Raw genomic sequence first — 18381 nt, 5'->3', positions numbered from 1 at the left:
ACGTACACACTAATGAACAAGATAGAACATATTGGAATTGCCGTAAACAGCCTCAATAAGTCTGTTCCGCTTTACGAAATTTTGCTAAATACCTCCTGCTACAAAACAGAAATTGTAGCGTCAGAACAGGTAAGTACCGCATTTTTGAAAACCGGTGAAAATAAAATAGAATTGTTAGAAGCTACATCTGAAGATAGCGCAATAGCGAAGTTTTTGGAAAAAAAGGGCGAAGGGATTCACCACATTGCATTTGCTGTAGATAATATTTTGGAAGAAATGGAACGACTCAAAGCCAATGGTTTCACGCTGTTAAATGAAGTGCCGAAAAAAGGAGCCGATAATAAAATGGTTTGTTTTGTTCATCCAAAAAACACCCATGGCGTATTAATAGAACTTTGCCAGGAGATTAAATGGTTATAGGCGATCACTTTATTGACTTAATTTTTTGTTGAAAACGACCGGTTCAGCTTTTCATTGCCTCTGCAGTCCTGCTATCCACTTTACTTCGTTACACTCCGTGCTCGTTTCTATCAGGTTTATTTAACTTAGCTTTGTGTTTCATAGCTCTAATTAAATGGTCAATAATAATCTAAAAATACCTTTCAGTGTCACTTATTAAAATCATAAGCAAAGATTTCGATATCAACGAAAACCTCACAGACAATCAATTGCGTGAAACCATGATAGATGCGTTTGCCTATTTGGTCGATAACGATTTCCCTAAATTAATTCAAATTTTATACAAAGCTGATGTAGATCAATATAAGCTGAAAGAATTATTAGAAACTGCCGAGGGCAGGAGTTCAGCCGAAATAATTGCTGATGCTTACATGAAGCGTCAAATGGCTAAAATAGAAACCTGGAAAAAATATAGCAAGTAATTTTTTTTACTTTTGGTCTTCTATCAAATTAAACGATAATAGGTTTCTAGAAATAACCAAGTTATATAAGAACAATTTTTCAATAAAATACAGTTCAGAATTTCACCTTATCAGTTGGCACAGAAAAGTATTTCAGGTATTTGGGTAAACCTAACCTTCTAAATTTGACTAAGTAAATTAAAGCAAAAGAAAATATTTTAACACGCCCTTGTAAATCAAAAATAAAATTAGGATATTTGCATCCTCTAAAATAGAGGTAGAAAAGACTAATAGAAAATGTCATAAGCGTTGTTGCCAGCAAATTGCAAAAATGTTCTTGATGCTTTCACACAAATAACTTAAAATAATATTCAAATGAAAAAAGATTTGCACCCATCAAGCTACAGACCAGTTGTTTTCAAAGATATGTCTAACGAATATGCTTTCTTAACAAAATCTTGCGTTGATACTAAAGAAACTATTAAATGGGAAGATGGCAATGAGTATCCTCTTTATAAATTAGAGATTTCTCACACTTCACACCCTTTCTATACTGGTAAAATGAAATTGGTTGATACTGCAGGACGTATCGATAAATTTAAAAACCGTTACGCTAAGAAATAATTTTAGCTGTAAAAAGCATTTTTTAAAGTCCCTTTGCCAAAAGCATCGGGACTTTTTTTATTTTTGTTGCTTATGACAATCAATCTATTTGATGATGCTTGCTGGGCGTCTCTTCGTCCGCTAACGTTTACAAGGCCTGTTGCTGATTTGCGTATTGGTATTCTTACAATTGCAGAGAAATGGGCAAAATATTTAAACGCTGATTTTGGTTTTAACACTCAAGATTATCTTTCGATAAAATACGCTCCCAAATTAAACGCAAAATTATTTGTTAATGGTGCCATATGTCCTGATCATGAATTGCTTACTGCTGTTTCAGGACTTCAAGCAGGAGAAGTTCTATCATCTGGCAGTGATGTAATTGCTTATGCATGTAATGAAAGTTTAACATATGAACAAGCTAAGCAACAACTCAGGCCAATCGATTATAAACAGAACTTTCTGAAAATCATTTATCCGGAAAATATTTTCACACATAATCCTGCCGAAATCAGAAAAGATTTTGAACTTTTAACTAAGGGGCGAATTTCAGCTAACATAAGCAGCACCAATCAGTTGCTTGGCGATGATATCTTTTTTGAAGAAGGTGCAAAAGCCGAATGTAGCGTTTTAAATAGTGGCTATGGTCCAATCTATGTAGGTAAAAATGCCGAAATTTGGGAGGGAAGCTTAATACGTGGATCTTTTGCGCTCTGCGAAAATTCATCTGTTAAAATGGGTGCAAAAATCTATTCGGGCACAACCATTGGCCCTAACAGCCGTGCGGGTGGCGAAATAAATAATTCTGTAATTTGGGGTAATTCTGCAAAAGGGCATGATGGCTACTTAGGTAATTCGGTACTGGGTGAGTGGTGTAATATTGGTGCAGATACCAATAACTCCAATTTAAAAAACAACTATGCCGAAGTGAAGCTCTACGATTACGACAACAAAGCCATGCGTAACACAAACCTACAGTTTTGTGGTTTAGTGATGGCTGATCATGCGAAATCTGGTATCAACACCATGTTTAATACAGGAAGCATTGTTGGTGTAAGTGCCAATATTTTTGGCGGAGGTTTACCACCAAACCACATTCCAGATTTCAGCTGGGGTGGTGCAGCTGGATTTGAACATTATAAACTGAATAAAATGTTCGAAACAACAGCAAAAGTATTTGCAAGAAAAAACAGACTTTTAGAAGATACCGAAAAGCAAATCTTAACTAAAGTTTTTGAATTAACAGCTCCACACAGAAACTTTTAATTTTAATTATGATTTCATCAGAAATCAGCAAACCAATAAAATAAATACAATGAGAAAACAAATCGTAGCAGGAAACTGGAAAATGAATTTAGATTATAACGAAGGCGTTTCGTTATTCAGTGAGATTGTAAATATGGTTAAAGATGAGCGTAAAGGCAATCAACTGGCTATCATTTGTTCTCCGTTTATTCACTTAAACAGTTTAGCTAAATTAGGTGGGAACGATGTTAAAATTGGTGCTCAAAATATCAGCGACAAAGAAAGTGGTGCCTTTACTGGTGAAACCTCGGCTAAAATGGTAAAATCCGTAGGTGCTGAGTATGTAATTTTAGGACACTCTGAGCGCAGACAATATTTTGCAGAAAGCGATGCTTTGTTAGCAGAAAAAACAAAAGTTGCTTTAACACACGGTTTAACACCAATTTTTTGTATTGGTGAAACACTGGATGAACGTGAAAATGGAAGTTATTTCGAAGTATTAAAAAAACAGTTGGTTGAAGGTGTTTTCAGCTTAAGCGATAGTGACTTTTCGAAAATTGTAATTGCTTACGAACCAGTTTGGGCAATTGGTACAGGTTTAACAGCTTCTCCAGAGCAGGCTCAGGATATTCATGCATTTATCCGTTCGGAAATTGAAGCAAACTATGGTTTCAATATTGCTGACGATACCACAATTCTTTACGGTGGTAGCTGTAATCCTGGTAATGCGGCAAGTTTATTTGCTCAAAAAGATATTGATGGTGGCCTAATAGGTGGTGCATCATTAAAATCTCGTGATTTTACAGATATTATTAAAGCCTTAAATAGCTAAATGCAATATATAAAAGCAGTATTTACATTCGAAAATATCGAAGATTTTCAGCAAGATTTATTAATTAGTGATCTTGCTGATTTAGGTTTTGATACTTTTGAAGACAGTGAAAACGGTTTCACTGCGTTCATCATCAAAGATAATTTCATCGAGCAAGAGTTAAAAGGTTTACTTTTTCGGTATGCTGATGATTTTGCATGTGATTATCTTTTAGAAGATGTAGCAGATGAAAACTGGAATGCTGAATGGGAGAAAAACTTCAGTCCGTTGGTTATTGATGACGTTTGTTATGTAAGGGCAACCTTTCATGAGCCACAACCATCTTACCCTTATGAAATTGTAATCGACCCGAAAATGTCGTTCGGCACCGGTCATCATCAAACTACTACTATGATGATGCAGTATATTTTAGCTGCAGATTTAAAAGATAAAGCGGTTTTGGATATGGGTTGCGGAACGGCAATCCTCGCTATTCTGGCTGCTAAATTAGGTGCTGAAAGCCTGGTTGCAATTGATTACGATGATGTTTGTTATGAAAGTACCATAGAAAATGCTGCATTAAATAATGTAACTAATCTGAAAGCGCTTTGCGGCAGTAAGGAAGTGATTCCAAATGAAGAATATGATGTCATTTTTGCAAACATTAACAGGAACATTTTACTAGATCAAATTCATCGCTATGCGGAAGTTTTGAAGCCTGAAGGTAAAATATTCTTTAGTGGTTTTTATCTCGATCCCGATTTAGGAATGATTACTGCTGAGTGTGCTAAATACGGTATCAAATACCTTGATCATAAGCAAAATGGCGACTGGGTTGCGGCTCAGTTTGAGAAAAAATAAAAGGGAATAAAGCTTAAGGAACAACGTATCATGATGAAAGTGTACATAAAATCTTTGATCCTTGTTCTTTCATCAAAAAATAAATATGCGCATACATTTTATTGCGATTGGCGGAAGTGCGATGCACAATTTAGCCATTGCCTTACATAAAAAAGGTTATCAAATCACAGGATCTGATGACGTGATTTTCGAACCTGCTAAATCCCGTTTAGATAAATATGGTTTGTTACCGGCAGAAATGGGATGGGATGAAAATCGCATTTCCAGTAACCTAGATGCCGTAATTTTAGGCATGCATGCCCGGATTGATAATTCTGAATTATTAAAGGCACAAGAATTAGGCATTACTATTTATTCTTATCCTGAATATATTTACGAGCAAAGCAAAAACAAATTACGAGTTGTTATTGGTGGTAGTCATGGTAAAACAACGATTACAAGCATGATTTTACATGTGCTAAACTATTATAATCGCGATTTTGATTATTTAGTTGGTGCCCAACTCGCTGGTTTCGAAACGATGGTTAAGGTAACAGAAAACGCTCCGGTAATGATCATTGAGGGAGATGAATATCTTTCCTCTCCAATTGATAGAAGACCTAAATTTCATCTCTACAAAGCAAATGTAGCGGTGATTAGCGGCATTGCGTGGGATCATATAAACGTTTTTCCAACCTACGCAGATTATACCTCACAGTTTGAGAAATTTATTAATACCATTGAAGAAGCTGGAACTTTGATTTACTGCGAAGCAGATGCCGACTTGAATGAAATAGTTTCCCGTTCTGAAGCAAACATTAACAAAATAGGTTACGGAATTCCTGCACATGAAATTGAGAACGGAATTACTTATTTGTTACCTGAAAAAACAGCTTTAAAGATCTTTGGCGATCATAATCTGATGAATCTAAATGCAGCAAAATTAGTTTGCGAGCAATTAAATATCAGTACAGCAGATTTTGATACTGCAATTGCATCGTTTACAGGTGCAGCAAAACGTCTTGAAGTAATTTCAGCTAATGATTCAACCAATGTTTATAAAGATTTTGCTCACTCTCCATCAAAATTAAAGGCTACAATTGATGCGGTTAAAGCGCAATTTGCAGATCGGAAGTTAGTTGCCTGCATCGAATTACATACGTTCAGCAGTTTAAATAAAGATTTCTTAAAGGAATATGCCGGAGCAATGGATAAAGCTGATCATGCGATTGTATTTATCGATTTAAAAAGTTTTGAGCAAAAAAGAATGAAACCTTTTTCAGAAGAAGATGTGCAGGAAGCGTTCTCAAACCCTAAATTGAAATTCTTTAACGATGCCGTACAGCTTAAAGCATACTTGCTAAGTTTAAACTATCAGCATACAAACTTATTGATGATGAGCTCTGGTAATTATGCAGGTTTCGATTTGCCTGAGTTAGCGGTGTCTTTAAAGAACTAATGAAAAGCATTGGAGATCATATAAAGAAGTGCAGAGTAGCATCAGGCTTAAGTCAGGCTGATGTAGCAAAACTTCTTGAAATTTCCACTCCTGCATTTTGTAAAATAGAAAAAGGCCAAACCGATTTAAACATCTCCAGATTACTTCAGATATCTAAAATATTTAAAATTTCAGTGGCAGAGTTAATTACCGGGATTGCAGGTGGATCTGAATTTTCAGAGGATGTATCAAGCCTAAAACAACAGCTTCTGGAGAAAGATGAAGAGCTCAATAAACTTCGCAAGAAGGTTATTGAGCTTTATGATAAATTGGGGATGTAGCTTTTCGTCATTGCGAGGTACAAAGCAATCTTAACACAATAGCTAAAATCTTGAAACTTCAGCATTAAGATTGCTTCGTACCTCGCAATGACGACTATTCCATTAAAAAACCTTCCTCATCGTTAAGTGCTTTTTACCAAAGGTTGCACCGGTGGCTTTGTGGATCGCAAGCATCTGCTCGTTGAAGTCACCTACCCAGCTTAATTCGAGTTCTTTATATTGGTTTTTAGGTAATACATATTCTCCCAATCTGATGAATAACACTGATTCCAGTCCGTGCTTTTGGAATTTAGGTTTTGTACCCATTACGATGGCCCTCATGCGGGTTACACCAACCCAACGGCGATAAGCAAATCTCAATTTTTCGATTAAGCCAAGTTTACCATCAAAACCTTTAATCATTTGGTTCGCATCTGGTATCAATACCACAAATGAAGCGGGTTCTCCGTTAAAGTAAGCAAACTGAATCAAATGTTCATCCATAATGGGTTCCATACTTTTAAAACTTTCTTGCAAAGTTTCTTTTTTTATCGGAACAAAATTTTCAAAATTCTGCCAGCCATCGTTATAAATTTCCATTAAATCATTAATGTACTTTTCTGAGTTGGCTTTACTGAAATATTCGAAAGTATAACCTGGTTTATTTCTAACCCAGTTGGCAATTTTGGTAAAACGCTCCGGAAATGGGATGGTTAAATTGATGTGGTTAGTTAATTGCTCATATTCGGTTACGAAACCATATGCATCGAAAAACTTCTGGTAATAAGGAAAATTATAATTCATCCCGAAAGAAGGAGGGGTGAAGCCTTCTACAAGTAGTCCCCAAAAGGAATCATTTTCACCAAAATTTATTGGTCCATCCATGGCTTTCATGCCATTTTCAGTTAACCATTTTTTAGCCGTATCAAATAGTAAAAATGCAGCTTTTTCATCATCAATACACTCGAAAAAACCTATCCCGCCTGTGGGCTGCTCATAATTAAACGCCTTTTTCTCATTGGTAAAGGCAGCAACACGACCAATCAGATTCCCCGCATGATCTTTTAAAATCCATCGCGTACACTTGCCGTGATTAAAAAAATTGTTCTTCTCAGGATTGAAAACGTTTTCTACTTCACTATCCAGCGGACAGATCCAGTTTTTGTCGTTTTTATAGAGAATTTTTGGAACTGATAGGAAATCCTTTTTAAGTGATGAAGTGCTTACTGGTATAACTTGCATGGGCAGATTTTAAAATTAAAAAGCATCCTACCAAGCGGAGGGATGCTTCTTCAAATATATAGTTTTTTAATGATTAGTAATCGTCGTCGTCGTCATCGAAGTTGTCGAAATTGTCAAGATCATCTAATGGCATGTCAAAATCATCTTCGTCTTCATCTTGAGATTTCTTTTTCGTAGTTTGAATATCGTCATCTTCAAGATCATCATCTTCGTCTACCTGTTTCTTAGTAGTCGGCTTAGTAGGGAGTTTCTTTGGCGCTTTCATAACACAAAAATAAAAATTGCTTTTATAGTTTAAAAATACAAAAAAACTTTTTTTAATAACAAGCTGAAATCAAATAAATTAATTTGCACTATTCAATGTTTTCTCCAACCGTATTCTCTTCTCTGGAAATATCTTTTAGCTGAGGAAGTTGATTTAAATGGTTTAAACCAAAATAATCCATAAAAAGACTGCTGGTGCTATATAATATGGGACGCCCGGGTGTTTCTGCTTTTCCGTCGATACTGATTAGTTCTTTTTCTAATAATCGCTGTACAGAGTAATCAGAATTTACACCCCTTATTTGCTCAATTTCGAGCTTGGTTATGGGTTGGCGATAAGCGATAATAGCCAATGTTTCCATTGCAGCCTGGCTTAACTTTTTCTTCGATCGATGTAACTGGAGTTGGTTAACTGTGGCGTGATACTCTTTTTTGGTTAAAAACTGGTAACCACTATTTAAATTCACGAGTTCAATAGCAAAATCACCGTGACTATACTTTTCTTTGATTAAATCCAGGCTGGCGAAAACATGCGTTTCATGATATTCATGATCAGAAGTAGCATTGAGTGCTAATATGATTTCCTGAACAGTTATGCTTTGAACGGATGAGAAAATAAGGGCTTCCACGTGCCTGGTAACATCAAATTTGGGCATACACAAAAATATAATTTTTGGACATAAAAAAAGCGGTCTCGCTTTTTAAAAAACAAGACCGCTTTCAACACACAAATGAAACCTGAATTAAGATATAGTTTTAGGTTAGGTTATTAAATATCTATATCAATTCTATAAGAACGTTTTGATAAACACTATCGTTTATTTCTAATACAAGTTTAAGGCTAAAGCGGATGTTGAGTTGCTTCTATTTAGTGAGTGGTATTAATAATTGAGTAAACGGTAAAAATGCTATTTTAACGGTATAGCTATTGATACAATTGTACCATTGGTAGTCATTTGTTTAACGGTGAGGTGTATAGGTTTTGCTGCAATCTGGCCGAGCAGGTTCAATCTTTCTCTGGTAAGCTGCATTCCCTTACTAACATGTGTTCCGCTTTTATTTTTCAAGGAGTTCTCAATGCCAATGCCATCATCAATAATTTCGATATTTAAATAATCGTTATCCTTAATTTTGATGTTAATTTGAATTTCACCACCCGTTTCTTTTGGCATAATACCATGCCATATTGCATTTTCAACATAGGGTTGCAATAACATCGATGGAATCAGTGTTTCTTCTCTGTCTATTTCTTCATCTACCGTAAAAGCATATTTGAGTTTTTCTCCAAAACGATTTTTTTCCAGTTTGAGATAGAGATTTAAATATTCGAGTTCTTCTTCAAGCGTGATATAGCTTTTGGTACAAATCTCCAGGTTCTTCCTGATTAGACGGGCAAAGCCAGTTAATACTCGGTTTGCTGACGCCGTATTTTGGGTGTTGATGTAATGCTGGATCGAATTCATCACATTGAAAACGAAATGTGGATTCATCATGGCTTGCAAAGCCTGCTGCTCCAACATCAAAACCTTGTTTTTAAGCAAAAGCTGTTCTTGCTCTTTGTCTTTCTGTTTTCTGGTGATGTAAACGGCCACCTTGTAAAAAATATAAGCCACCAGTAATATTAAAATGGATAAAAACCAAAGGCTTTGCCAAAAGTGTTTGGTAATAGAAAAAGCAATTTTTGCAGATGGTCCCCAATTTCCGTTCTGGCTTTTTGCAGAAACTTCAAAAATATAATCGCCAGATTGCAAGGAAGAAAAATCGAGGCGCCTTGTTCGGGTTTCTACCCAGGCAGAATTTTCACTCAAACGATAGCGATAGGTAATGTCGTTTGTGGTAAAATCTACAGCACTGAAGGTAAATAAAATGGTGTTATTTCCGGTTTCAAAAGTGAAGTTTTTCTGGTTTACCGGCAACCGTTCATTATCTTTAATAATGGAGGTTACATATACCTTGGGCAAATTTCTACTGATATTTTTATTATTGTATTTAAAGAGAATTAAGCCTTTGTTTGTGGCGAAATAGGCTGTACTATCGTCAATAAACAGGCTGTTTATATCATCGCTAAGCAAATCTTTGCCATAGTCAAAATTGGCTACACTTGGCTTTGCAGGGTAATTGGCAATTTTGTTAACCCCTTTGTTTGTGAGTACCCAAATCTCATTATTCTTTACAAATATTTTTGTGCAGATGTTATTTGTTAAGCCATCTTTTTGCGTAATTTGCTTCGCGATCTGATTATTTTTATAAAACAAAAGGCCATAACCATCCGTCGCCAAGATTAATGTTCCATCAGCCAGTTGCTGAATATCATTAATTCTTTTGGTGAGCAGAGGATGTTTTTCAAAATGCTTAATCAGTTTTCCGTTTGCAAACTGCGACAAGCCATTGATGTTGGAGAACCATAGAGTTCCGTTTCGATCATAAAAAACATGATAGGAGCGATCTTTAATAAAATCTTTCTTTTCCCTGTATTTTAATGAGTTAAACTCTAAAGTATTTAACCGATCTGATAAAAAAACAACACCAGAAGATAGCGCCAATGCCAACCTGTTGCTCTTTTCATCAAGGCTAAAGTGTTTTATCACAAACATAGAGTTGTTCGTTTCTTTCAAATAGTTTACTTCGTTAATGCTGTTGTAAATATTCTTGAAAACGCCCATCCCATAATCTGAAGAGAAATAAATCGATTGATTTCTTGAATCGAAATTAATTTGTTTGATGGTTTTGTATTTTTTGAAATCATCTAAACCAATTTCATTTACCTGGTAATTGTTAATGGTTAACACATCAATTACCGCATCATCAGTTCCCAGCCACAAGCGGTTTTTGCCATCTTTGGTAATGCTTTTAATTACATTACTACTCAAACCCGATTCCGCATCGATAATGGAAAGCCGGTTATTTATGTTTGGTAACATGTAAATCCCGGCATTGGTAGCAAACCACATGTTCTGGTTATTATCTTTTATCACCTGATTAACCGGAATGTCCTGCAAATACTGAACGGTTTTTCCATTTTTATCTAAAGCAAAAGAGCCATTTGCATTGGCAATCCATACCTCTTTTGCAAGATTATCATAGTAAAAGTAACCCGACATATTTTTAATCAGGTTTTGTGGAATAGGAATGATGTTGTTGATTTTTCCCCCTGTTAATTCTTGCAATCCACTTTTATCCAGATACAATAAAGATTTATTAGCGGTATTGGTTGCAGTCATGTAAGAGAGCGGTTGGACATCAGATTTTATGATGGAAAAAGTTTTCCCGTTAAATTTCTGAACACTTAAATCACTATAAGAGAAAATGTTTCCCTGTTCATCTTCGTGGATGAAAGCATTGATAAATTTATCTTCCGGATTGGGCGAAACATATTTTTTTATCCTTTTTCCATCCCAGCAAACAATTAAATTAGAATTTGTTCCCAGCCAGATTCTACCTTGCTTGTCCATCAAAAATGAAACGATAACAGTATTAAAACTAAGTTTTTTCAGAAGCTCGCTATTATCACGATTGTAAAATTTTCCATCTTGCAAGTAACTTAGCTGGCCATTTAATGCAAAAAACCAAATGCGCCCGAACTGATCTTCTTTCATTTGAAGAATTTGCGTGTCAGGCAAACCATCTTCAATTGTAAAATTCTGAAAATTTGTGCCATCAAAACGACTGATTCCATTATCAGTTGCTATCCAGATAAAGCCTTTTTGATCTTGAAGGATAAAGTAACAGTTATTGCTGGCAAGTCCATTTTTAGAGGTGTAATGTGGCAAATAGGTCATTTGCGCCTGAAGGCTCTGTATATCGGTACAGAAAACAATTGCAAACAAAAAGGCAATGAAAAGGCTTTTCCTATGAAATAGGAGCGAAGCACTAGAGGCTACTTTGGCATATCTTTTTATCGCATTAGTGATCACTGCCAGCTTTTGTGAATGATTTTATTTTGTCAAAGAAATCGCTTGCCCTTCTTCTGGAAATATTGATGCTTTCGCCATTCTTTAAAAAAACCTGCAAACCGTTTTTAGAATTATATTCCTTCAAATGATTTAAATTGATGATGTTCGATTTATGTACCCGAACAAATTGTTCTGTAGGCAATAGTTCTTCAAACTCACGTAAAACTTTCGAAACTGTTATTTTTTCCTGGTTATTTAGATGAACAATTGAATAATTACTATCAGCCTCAATGTAAATAATATCATCAACATCAATCATTTTAAAACCTTGTCCGTAGGGTAAAGTCAGTTTTCTAATTTCTGACTTTGATGCCAGGTTGGAGGCCAGATTACTGATTCGCTCATCATTTCCATTTTGATTTTTAAAAAGCCTGATGTGTTGCGAAACCTTTTCTACAGCAATTTTAAGTTCATCGATATCTATCGGCTTTAATAAATAATCCAGTGCATTTGCTTTGATTGCTTTGAGGGCATATTGATCATAAGCGGTGGTAAAAATTACGGCGGCATTATGCTTCTGCGCATCAGGTATTAAATCAAAGCCATTTCCTCCAGGCATCGCAATATCAAGGAAAATTAAATCGATGGCATGGTGGGCCAAAATATCTTTCGCTTCAGCCACAGATCTTGCGATGCCCGTAATTTCTACTTCCGGACAATTCTGTTGGAGCAGAAAAAACAATGATGATCTTGCAAACTCCTCATCATCAACAATAATGGCTTTTAATACAGTCATAATTACAGGTTGGTGAATGTATCAAAATCGATTAATAAAAAAAAATGTAAAAACAAAAAAACCGGGTTCATAATTGTCACGTATGTATCATCAAATCGCATACAAAAACCCTAAACATAGTTACTATGAAAAACAATGAACTAGAAACAAAAACTGAACTTCAAGAGGAAAGTTTATTAAAAAGCACAGTAGGCAGGAGATCCTTCCTTCAGTATGCTGGTGCAAGTGCAGCCGCTTTAGCTTTGGTAGCTGCAGGCTGTAGAAAAGATCGTAATTTCACTGATCCAATGGCTGGCGTTACGCTTGATTTTAAAGACGATTTCGGTGTATTGAATTATGCCTATGCGTTAGAGCAACTAGAGGCAGCATTTTACATTCAGGTTGCCAACTCGAATCCATCAGGATTTACTACAGCACAAAAAGCTTATTTTCAGGATGTACAATTCCACGAAATTGCACACAGAGAATTTTTCAAAAAAGCGTTGGGTACAGCTGCAATCGGTAGTTTAGAGGTTAACTTCTCTGCAGTAGATTTTACCAGCGGCGCAAGTGTATTGGCTACAGCAAAAACATTCGAAGATTTAGGTGTTGCGGCTTACAATGGTGCAGGTGTAAGATTAAAAGAAACAGCGTATTTAGTATTGGCTGGTCAGATTGTTTCTGTTGAAGCACGTCACGCGGCTTACGTTAGAGATCAGATTTCTAACGGAACATTTGCTGATTTAGGTACACTAAGTGCATTTGGTGCGGTAGATGCAAACGGATTAGATGGTGCTTTAACACCAGATAAAGTGTTGCCATTGGCTGCCCCATTCATCAAAACAAAAATTAACGTTGTAAACCTATAATCTTAAACTCAGAAATCATGAATATCATAAATATATTAGACGAAATTGAAAAAGTTGATGGAGAGATCTATGAAAGATTAAATCCACGTAGAGCAGCAATGAAGAGTTTCTTCAACGTTGGAAAGAAAATTTCTTTGGCAGCTTTACCATTGGCTTTAGGTTCTATGTTCCAAAAAGCTTACGGACAGTCAAATCCTGCAAACGTAACTGAAGTATTAAACTTCGCGTTGGCTTTAGAGCATTTAGAATATAACTTTTACAACAGAGCATTGTTAAGTACAGGCTTAATTCCGGCAGGTGCTGCAACAACTGCAATTACAACGATCCGTACGCATGAGATGGCTCACGTAAACTTGTTAAGAAGCGCAATTACAGGTGCTGGTGGTACGCCAATTGTATTAGCAGAGGCTAACTTTGATTTTACAGCAGGTGGAACTTTTGGAGATGTTTTCACTAATTATGGAACATTCTTAAAGGTAGCTACAGCTTTCGAAGATACAGGAGTTAGAGCTTACAAAGGTCAGGCGCCAATATTAAAAGGTATGCCAGTATTAACTACTGCATTGCAAATTCACTCAGTTGAGGCTCGTCATGCTTCTCACTTACGCCAGATGACGGCAGCATTTTTAAATGTTCCGTTGAAACCATGGGTAGGTTTAGGTGCTAACGGTGTATCAAACGATACTGGTGTTCCTCAGGTTGATCCCGTTTATGCTCGTGAAAACAATACGATTCAGGCAAACATCGAAATCACTGGAATTAATGGTACTGCAGTAACCAGAGCAGCAGCAGCAGAATCATTTGATGAGTTTTTAACTGGCGCTGAAGTGAAAACAATTGCTAATTTGTTCATCAGAACAGGTTCGAAATTAACATAAGCTAAAAAGAATTTACATTATTGATTAGGTAATGTTTAGTTTAAGGTAGGGAGGCAGAACCGGGTTCTGTTTCCCTTTATTTTTGACCAGGATTTAAGGATTTAAGCTCAGGTGTTTACTTGATTAGAAAATCAAGGTACTGTGTTTCAATTTTTGTTAGTCCTGCTTACATTGCAATCTTTTTGACTGTTCTTCGCGGTGCTCAGGAAACCGCAAAAAGGATTTCCATTCCAATCAGGTTTAGTTTGCAAGGCAAATAAAAATATCATCGGCTACAGGGCTTAGCAGATGCTTCACTATTTTTTCTTATTCACTTTATATAAATAATAAAGTCGACTTTCTGTTAGAAACACCAATGTATCATTGTCACCTTTAGGCTCATTAAGTTCCACACTATACACTGCCGTATGATCTTTTCTGTTATCCTGCTTAAAAAAAGTTTTTAGTTGATGTAATCTCAGTTGGTAATAATCGAGGTAGGTCTGCTCAAATTTTGGATCTAAAAGCGGGCCATTGCCACCGCCACTTCCGGCAGTTCCACGTGTGAAAATACCAAAACCAGGATCAAAAGTATTGGCAACAATAATGCTACTATCGGGGGTGGATATATGATTGGCATTAGTGGGTTTACTTTGATCATCCCTAAACACATCATTGAAAAAGTTTTTACACAACATTTCAATACTTTCTTTATCAGAATAATCGAATTTATAAATTACCCCACTTCGATCTGTTTTTACGTATGATGAATTTCTATAGCCATCTCGTTGATCATCATCAAATGGATATAATTCATGAAGTCCATTTAAAATATTTGCAAGTTTTATATACTTTTCCTTAAAAAGGGCCTTGGCTTCACCAGATTTTAAATCGATTTGTGTATGTTTATCACCCTTACTATCCGTTTTTACCCTTCGCTCTGTTTTTAAATAAGTATCAAAGCTTTGATCTATTTTTACATTCCTGTATCGGGTAGGGATGCGTTTAAATGTTTTCGTATCATAAGCTGCAAATATCGATGAATCGTGACTGGTAGAATTCTCTGCAATTAAACGGTTATGGTATTCATCAATGTAAATCGTTGTATAATAACCAAGATCGATAACCAGTTTGCCTTTTCTGCTTAATACGCCATATGTGTTGTTCGCTGAATCTGGATTTTTATAGTAAATCAATAGCAAATCACTTTTAGGAATGGTGGTAAGATTTAAAATTTCCTTTTTGTCTAACTGTATTACTAAATCTTTGTTGGAATGATTTGGATATTCCGGCCACTCTTCATGCTTATCTTTTTGAGGGATTTTATAACCCCAGCAAAAACACATAAATATGATGAATGCGCATAACGCAGTACAAATTACAATTTTTATTGCATATTTTTTCATGCCCAATAAAGATCATATCCCGAAGGAAATAAATTAATTAACGGGATGAATTTAAAGGGATAATTCTTAATTAATAAGTAATTACCTGTTCTTCTAAATGTTCAGGTAAATCTCTGTAATTATATTTCTGACCACGCAATTGAGGTTCAAAGCCGGCGGCCCTGATTGATTGTTGAATACCATTGGCCGTGAAACGGTGTGGTGCACCTGCTGCTGAAACCACATTTTCTTCAATCATAATTGATCCGAAATCATTAGCGCCTGCATGTAAACATAGCTGGGCGGTTGTTTTACCAACTGTTAACCAACTTGCCTGAATATTTTTAACGTTTGGCAACATGATTCTGCTTAAGGCAATCATTCGGATATACTCATCAGCCGTTACATTGTTACTAATTCCGCGTAAACGTTTCAATAATGTTCCATCATCCTGGAAAGGCCATGGAATAAATGCCAGGAAGCCATTTGCGTCAGCAGGTTTTTCACTCTGTACCTGGCGAATCCAAACCAGGTGTTCAAAACGCTCTTCAATGGTTTCTACGTGACCAAACATCATTGTCGCCGACGTAGTAATATCCAATTGATGACAAGCTCTCATTACATCAAGCCACTCTTGGCCGCCACATTTTCCTTTAGAAATTAAACGACGAACGCGGTCATTCAATATTTCAGCTCCAGCTCCCGGAAGTGAATCCATGCCGGCATCTTTTAACGTTTGTAAAACTTCAGTGTGCGAAATACCTTCCAGTTTTGCTACGTGTGCAATTTCCGGCGGACCTAAAGCGTGAAGTTTTAAATCAGGATATAATTCTTTTAGTTTTTTAAAGAGATCGGCGTAAAAAGCCAATCCTAAATCGGGGTGGTGTCCACCTTGTAACAGCAATTGATCACCGCCTAAACGAAAGGTTTCTTCAATCTTAACTTTATAGGTTTCAATATCCGTAATGTAACTTTCATCGTGACCAGGCCTGCGGAAGAAATTGCAGAATTTACAGTTTGCAATACAAACGTTTGTAGTATTTACATTGCGGTCTATTTGCCATGTTACTTTACCGCTCGGCACCTGGATTTTTCTTAACTCATTGGCTACAAACATCAATGATGCCGTGTCCGCATGGTGGTATAAATGTACACCTTCTTCAAGGCTCAAAAAATCAAAATGTAGTGCCCGCTGTAGTAAATCGGCTGTATTCATAGCACAAAGATAGTTAAAAGTCCTAAGTCTAAAGTCTAAAGTCGTCAGTGTTTAGTCAAACAATTGGCGATCAAATTAAAGTATTTTCAATCCCATCTTTTTTGTGTCTTCCATCTTACATTTTCCATCCAACATTTTACCCTAAAAGTATATCTTTACGGTTCTAAAAAATTATATGGTAGATTTTAATCGTTTTACACTTGCCAATGGATTAAAGGTTTTGGTTCACGAAGATCCAACAACGCCAATGGCAGTTTTAAATATTTTATATGATGTGGGTGCTCGTGACGAAAACCCAGAAAAAACCGGTTTTGCGCATTTATTTGAGCATTTGATGTTTGGAGGTTCTATCAATATTCCAAGTTACGATGAGCCATTGCAAAGGGTAGGAGGAGAAAACAATGCCTTTACGAGCAATGATATTACTAATTACTACATTACATTACCTGCCGAAAATATAGAAACCGCTTTTTGGCTAGAAAGTGACCGGATGTTGAGCCTGGCTTTCTCTGAAAAAAGTTTAGAAACGCAGCGTAATGTAGTGAGTGAAGAATTTAAGCAAAGGTATTTGAACCAACCTTACGGCGATGTTTGGTTAAAACTGCGTCCTTTAGCTTACAAAAAGCATTCATATCGTTGGGCAACTATTGGCAAAGAACTTTCGCATATTGAGCATGCCACTATGGAAGATGTGAAAGCGTTTTTTAAAAAGCATTACACACCACAAAATGCAATCCTGGTAGTTGGCGGAAACGTGAAAACTGATAATGTTAAAAAACTTGCTGAAAAGTGGTTTGAACCCATTCCTGCTGGCGAAAAATATGAGCGTAATTTAATTCAGGAAGCGCCTCAAACTGAAGAAAGATATGAAACGGTTAAAGCCAATGTTCCTTTGAATGCAATTTACATCGCATTTAAAATGCCTGGTCGTTTAGATCCCGATTACTATGCTTTTGATTTATTGTCTGACATCATGTCGAGAGGTCAATCTTCTAGACTATACAACAGCTTGCTCAAAGAGCAGAAATTATTTAGTGATATTAACGCATATATCTCAAGTAGTTTAGATCCTGGATTATTTATCGTAGAAGGTAAACTGGTTGAAGGTGTGACCATAGAACAGGCGGAGCAGGCAATTTGGGCAGAACTAGATAAATTAAAGGCAGAATTGGTATCAGATACCGAACTCACCAAAGTAAAAAATAAAGTTGAATCGGTGTTGGTGTTTTCAGAAATGAGTTTGTTAGATAAAGCAATGAATCTGGCTTACTACGAACTGCTTGGCGACGCAGCGTTATTAAATCAGGAAGCCGCCGAATTTCTGAAAGTTAACGCCGAAGATATCAAACGCATTTCGAACGATACCTTCAAAAAGGAGTCATCATCTACATTGTATTATTTAACTGAAGAAAATGCTTAACAGACAACAAGCGCCTGATTTTAAGCAGGTATCAACTATAAATTTCATCCAGCCACAGCATAAACAACTAGACAACGGTGTTCCTGTTTATATTGTATATTCAGGAGAGCAGGATTTGGTGCGAATTGAATTTTTGTTTAATAATGTAAACTGGAATCTGGAAAAACCTTTGCAGGCTATTGCAGTGAGCGCAATGCTGAATAACGGAACCAGCAAACGCTCATCAAAAGAAATAGCAGAACAGATTGATTTTTATGGTGCATTTTTTCAAACTGAGTATGCGCAAGATCAATCAACGGTAACGCTTTATAGCCTGAATAAACATCTGGCATAGTGTGTACGT

Annotated in this window: 19 protein-coding genes; 12 read left to right on the top strand and 7 right to left on the bottom strand. The window is 36.2% G+C overall.

Going from position 1 to position 18381, the window contains the following annotated elements; translation table 11 throughout:
* The 8 genes from mce to ON09_RS14705 form a co-directional block, all read left to right on the top strand.
* A partial coding sequence (gene mce, locus ON09_RS14740) for a methylmalonyl-CoA epimerase (protein WP_316927810.1) occupies window positions 1–420 on the top strand: 420 nt, incomplete at its 5' end.
* A 185-nt stretch (window positions 421–605) separates the two neighbouring features.
* Window positions 606–881, top strand: coding sequence for a hypothetical protein (locus ON09_RS14735; protein WP_010601832.1), 276 nt, complete (start codon window positions 606–608; stop codon window positions 879–881).
* Between the two features lie 354 nt (window positions 882–1235).
* Window positions 1236–1484, top strand: a complete 249-nt coding sequence (locus tag ON09_RS14730) for a type B 50S ribosomal protein L31 (protein WP_010601831.1) — start codon at window positions 1236–1238, stop codon at window positions 1482–1484.
* Window positions 1485–1556: 72 nt separating this feature from the next.
* The gene (locus tag ON09_RS14725) at window positions 1557–2729 is read left to right on the top strand and encodes a GlmU family protein (RefSeq protein WP_029204360.1); all 1173 of its coding nucleotides are present in this window, start codon (window positions 1557–1559) and stop codon (window positions 2727–2729) included.
* 49 nt (window positions 2730–2778) lie between these two features.
* Complete coding sequence (gene tpiA, locus ON09_RS14720) at window positions 2779–3540, top strand: triose-phosphate isomerase (protein ID WP_010601829.1); 762 nt, start codon at window positions 2779–2781, stop codon at window positions 3538–3540.
* Complete coding sequence (gene prmA, locus ON09_RS14715) at window positions 3541–4380, top strand: 50S ribosomal protein L11 methyltransferase (RefSeq protein ID WP_010601828.1); 840 nt, start codon at window positions 3541–3543, stop codon at window positions 4378–4380.
* 85 nt (window positions 4381–4465) lie between these two features.
* Window positions 4466–5818: a UDP-N-acetylmuramate--L-alanine ligase gene (locus ON09_RS14710; protein ID WP_010601827.1), complete on the top strand. Its 1353-nt coding sequence runs from the start codon at window positions 4466–4468 to the stop codon at window positions 5816–5818.
* Complete coding sequence (locus tag ON09_RS14705) at window positions 5818–6138, top strand: helix-turn-helix domain-containing protein (RefSeq protein WP_010601826.1); 321 nt, start codon at window positions 5818–5820, stop codon at window positions 6136–6138. The genes ON09_RS14710 and ON09_RS14705 overlap by 1 nt, the downstream gene beginning before the upstream one ends.
* Before the next feature lie 102 nt (window positions 6139–6240).
* Here the strand turns inward: ON09_RS14705 and ON09_RS14700 are convergent, their stop codons facing one another.
* From ON09_RS14700 to ON09_RS14680, 5 genes are all read right to left on the bottom strand, one after another.
* A complete protein-coding gene (locus tag ON09_RS14700; RefSeq protein ID WP_010601825.1) occupies window positions 6241–7359 on the bottom strand; it encodes a hypothetical protein in 1119 nt (372 codons plus the stop codon).
* A 73-nt stretch (window positions 7360–7432) separates the two neighbouring features.
* A complete protein-coding gene (locus ON09_RS14695) occupies window positions 7433–7624 on the bottom strand; it encodes a hypothetical protein (protein WP_010601824.1) in 192 nt (63 codons plus the stop codon).
* A gap of 88 nt (window positions 7625–7712) precedes the next feature.
* Window positions 7713–8279 carry an SMC-Scp complex subunit ScpB gene (scpB, locus tag ON09_RS14690; RefSeq protein WP_010601823.1) on the bottom strand — a complete coding sequence of 189 codons (567 nt, stop codon included), beginning with the start codon at window positions 8277–8279 and terminating at the stop codon, window positions 7713–7715.
* A gap of 252 nt (window positions 8280–8531) precedes the next feature.
* Entirely contained in the window at window positions 8532–11450 is a 2919-nt protein-coding gene (locus ON09_RS14685; protein ID WP_162097942.1) for a ligand-binding sensor domain-containing protein, read from the bottom strand.
* 76 nt (window positions 11451–11526) lie between these two features.
* Window positions 11527–12312 (bottom strand): LytR/AlgR family response regulator transcription factor, encoded by a 786-nt coding sequence (locus tag ON09_RS14680; RefSeq protein ID WP_010601821.1) that lies wholly within the window; start codon window positions 12310–12312, stop codon window positions 11527–11529.
* 125 nt (window positions 12313–12437) lie between these two features.
* Here ON09_RS14680 and ON09_RS14675 point away from each other — a divergent pair, with 125 nt between their 5' ends.
* Complete coding sequence (locus ON09_RS14675; RefSeq protein WP_010601820.1) at window positions 12438–13160, top strand: ferritin-like domain-containing protein; 723 nt, start codon at window positions 12438–12440, stop codon at window positions 13158–13160.
* Window positions 13161–13177: 17 nt separating this feature from the next.
* Complete coding sequence (locus tag ON09_RS14670; protein WP_010601819.1) at window positions 13178–14038, top strand: ferritin-like domain-containing protein; 861 nt, start codon at window positions 13178–13180, stop codon at window positions 14036–14038.
* Between the two features lie 296 nt (window positions 14039–14334).
* On the opposite strand, the gene ON09_RS14665 is transcribed toward ON09_RS14670, so the two are convergent.
* Both ON09_RS14665 and ON09_RS14660 read right to left on the bottom strand, forming a co-directional pair.
* Window positions 14335–15423, bottom strand: coding sequence for a DUF1963 domain-containing protein (locus ON09_RS14665; protein WP_157258968.1), 1089 nt, complete (start codon window positions 15421–15423; stop codon window positions 14335–14337).
* A gap of 70 nt (window positions 15424–15493) precedes the next feature.
* Window positions 15494–16618, bottom strand: coding sequence for a CofH family radical SAM protein (locus tag ON09_RS14660; RefSeq protein WP_010601817.1), 1125 nt, complete (start codon window positions 16616–16618; stop codon window positions 15494–15496).
* Between the two features lie 175 nt (window positions 16619–16793).
* Here ON09_RS14660 and ON09_RS14655 point away from each other — a divergent pair, with 175 nt between their 5' ends.
* Complete coding sequence (locus ON09_RS14655) at window positions 16794–18038, top strand: M16 family metallopeptidase (RefSeq protein WP_010601816.1); 1245 nt, start codon at window positions 16794–16796, stop codon at window positions 18036–18038.
* A complete protein-coding gene (locus ON09_RS14650) occupies window positions 18031–18372 on the top strand; it encodes a peptidase M16 family protein (RefSeq protein ID WP_010601815.1) in 342 nt (113 codons plus the stop codon). Before ON09_RS14655 ends, ON09_RS14650 begins: the two co-directional genes overlap by 8 nt.
* Window positions 18373–18381 lie beyond the last annotated feature (9 nt).

Source organism: Pedobacter agri PB92 (assembly GCF_000258495.1).
In the GTDB taxonomy this organism is placed as follows: Bacteria; Bacteroidota; Bacteroidia; order Sphingobacteriales; family Sphingobacteriaceae; genus Pedobacter; species Pedobacter agri.
The sequence above is the reverse complement of the archived record's forward strand: the minus strand, read 5'-3'. Positions and strand labels throughout refer to the sequence as shown.